Genomic DNA, 2,407 nt, shown 5'->3' on the forward strand with positions numbered 1-2,407 from the left:
GGCGGTGGTCGGTGCGGCGGTGGTCGGCACCGGCTGCTGCGGGGCCGTCGTCGTCGGGGCCGGCTCGGTCGTCGCGGCCGGTGGCGTGGTCTCCGGCGGCGGCGCCGTGGTCGAGGGCGCCTCGGTGGGCACCGGTTCCGTCTCCGTCGGATCGGCCGTCGGCGTGTCCCCGCCCGGCTCCCCGCCCGGCTCCCCGCCCGGCTCCCCGCCCGGCTCCCCGGCCGGCTCGGTCGCGGGGGAGGCGACGCGGGCGGCGGTCGGGGCGGCGGTCGCCCAGCCCGGCCCCGCGGTGACGGTCAGCCCGACCGTGAGGCCGATCGCCAGCAGGGGCAGGGCACGTCGGTCACGCGCCCGCCGGCCGGGCCGTACGTCCACGCGAGCCATCTGTCCTCCGGTGACGATGAGTGAGGTACCCATATTCGACAAATGTTGCTAGAGGGCACTAGTCCCGCCGGGAAACAAATCCGTAACGGGTTCGACCCGGGCGGCGACGAGGAGCGGTAGGCTCGGCGACCGTGACCGGTTACCTGGGCTCGTACGCGACGCTCGGGCTGCTGCTGCTCGCCAGCGTCCTCTTCTTCGTTACGGCGTTCTCGGCCAACCGGGTGTTACGTCCTGCCCGTCCGGCCGATCCCTTCGGCAAGCGCACCAGCTACGAGTGCGGCCTCGACCCCGTCGGCGCCGACTGGGCGCAGATGCAGATCCGTTACTACGTGTACGCGTACCTCTACGTGCTGTTCGCCGTCGAGGCGGTGTTCCTCTTCCCCTGGGCGGTCGTCTTCGACCGGCCGGGATTCGGGATGGTCACGGTCGTGGAGATGGCCGTCTTCGTCGCGGTGCTGGCGCTCGGCATCCTCTACGCCTGGCGGAAGAACATCCTGCGCTGGTCCTGACCGCCACGGCGCGGCGGTCAGGCGAGGCCGCGCCGGGCCAGCGTCGGCGGGCGGTCGCCCCGGATCGAGGCGACCATGTCGAGCACCCGCCGGGTGGGTCGGACCTGGTGCGCGCGGAACACCCGGGCGCCCAGCCAGGCCGAGACGGCGGTGGCCGCCAGCGTCCCCTCCAGCCGCTCGGCCACCGGCAGGTCCAGCGTCTCGCCGATGAAGTCCTTGTTCGACAGGGCCACCAGCAGCGGCCAGCCGGTGCCGGAGAGCTCGCCGAGCCGGCGGGTGATCTCCAACGAGTGGCGGGTGTTCTTGCCGAAGTCGTGCGCCGGGTCGATCAGGATCCCGTCGGCGCGTACGCCCAGCGCGACCGCGCGGTCGGCGAGCCCGGTCACCGTCGTGAGCACGTCGGCGACCACGTCGGCGAAGGCCGCGCGGTGCGGGCGGGTCCGGGGCGCCAGGCCGCCGGCGTGCGAGCAGACCAGGCCGGCCCCGGTGCGCGCCGCCACCTGTGCCAGTGCCGGGTCGGCGCCGGACCAGGTGTCGTTGAGCAGGTCGGCGCCCGCCGCCACCGCCTCCACCGCCACCTCGGCCCGCCAGGTGTCGATCGAGATCACCACGTCGGGGAAGGCGGCCCGGACGGCGGCGATGGTCTCCACCGTGCGGCGGATCTCCTCGGCCACGTCGACCTCGGCGCCCGGACCGGCCTTGACCCCGCCGATGTCGATGATCTCGGCGCCCTCCTCGACCGCCCGCTCCACGGCGCGCAGCGCGCTGTCCTGGGCGAAGGTCGCGCCCCGGTCGTAGAACGAGTCCGGCGTGCGGTTGACGATCGCCATCACCACCAGCTCGTCCGGGCCGAACGTGCGCCCACCGAGCCGAAGCGCCCCGGCCATGCCGCCTCCTGAAGGTCCGCCGCCGACCCGTGCCCGCCGTCGGCCGGTCACGACGCTAGCCGGTCCGCCCGGGTCGGGCCCCGCTGGTCCGCTGTCACCGCCTCCCGGCCCGGTGCGTCGGGCGGAGGTACTTCGACGCGGATCCGGGACGCGGCGGGTCGTGGGGTCGCTCCGGGCGGTTCGACATGCCACGATCTGTGCATGGGTCAGGTTCTGCTCCTGCTGGTCGTGGCGTTGACCGTCGCGGCGGTCGTGTTCGGGGTGACGGTGCTGGTCTCCGGCCGGGATCCCGGCCTGGCGCCGGCCGAGCCGGACGGACGGGCCGTGCCGTTGCCGGCGGCCCGCCCGCTGCGCGAGTCCGACGTGGGCGAGGTCCGGTTCGACACCGCGCTGCGGGGCTACCGCATGGCCCAGGTCGACCACGCGATGCGCCGGGCGGCCTACGACATCGGCTACAAGTCCGAGCTGATCGGCGTGCTGGAGGCGGAGGTCGCCGCGCTGCGTGAGGGGCGGACGGCGGACGCCGACGCCCTGCGCCGGGCCCGGGAGCGGGCGGCCGCCGCCGAGCCGTCGCCGGAGGCCCGGGGGGCGGTGCCGGTCGGGGCCGACCGGCCGGGCGCGCCGGGG

General features: G+C 75.3%; 3 protein-coding genes and 1 pseudogene. 2 read left to right on the top strand and 2 right to left on the bottom strand.

Annotated elements, in window-relative coordinates; translation table 11 throughout:
* A pseudogene (locus tag AB0G13_RS34535) lies at window positions 1–384 on the bottom strand (hypothetical protein); the annotation flags it as partial.
* 131 nt (window positions 385–515) lie between these two features.
* On the opposite strand from AB0G13_RS34535, the gene ndhC reads away from it, so the two are divergent.
* Entirely contained in the window at window positions 516–893 is a 378-nt protein-coding gene (ndhC, locus tag AB0G13_RS34540; RefSeq protein ID WP_357883852.1) for an NADH-quinone oxidoreductase subunit A, read from the top strand.
* A 17-nt stretch (window positions 894–910) separates the two neighbouring features.
* On the opposite strand, the gene folP is transcribed toward ndhC, so the two are convergent.
* A complete protein-coding gene (folP, locus tag AB0G13_RS34545) occupies window positions 911–1,780 on the bottom strand; it encodes a dihydropteroate synthase (protein ID WP_357883855.1) in 870 nt (289 codons plus the stop codon).
* A gap of 201 nt (window positions 1,781–1,981) precedes the next feature.
* Between folP and AB0G13_RS34550 the strand changes: the two genes are divergently transcribed.
* A partial coding sequence (locus tag AB0G13_RS34550) for a DivIVA domain-containing protein (RefSeq protein WP_357883858.1) occupies window positions 1,982–2,407 on the top strand: 426 nt, incomplete at its 3' end.

It is taken from the genome of Micromonospora sp. NPDC023633 (assembly GCF_040640035.1).
Lineage (GTDB): Bacteria > Actinomycetota > Actinomycetes > Mycobacteriales > Micromonosporaceae > Micromonospora.

What these genes read in the sequence shown, in the direction of transcription:
- folP (WP_357883855.1), bottom strand. Translation starts at nt 1,780, where the DNA reads ATGGCCGGGGCGCTTCGGCTCGGTGGGCGCACGTTCGGCCCGGACGAG.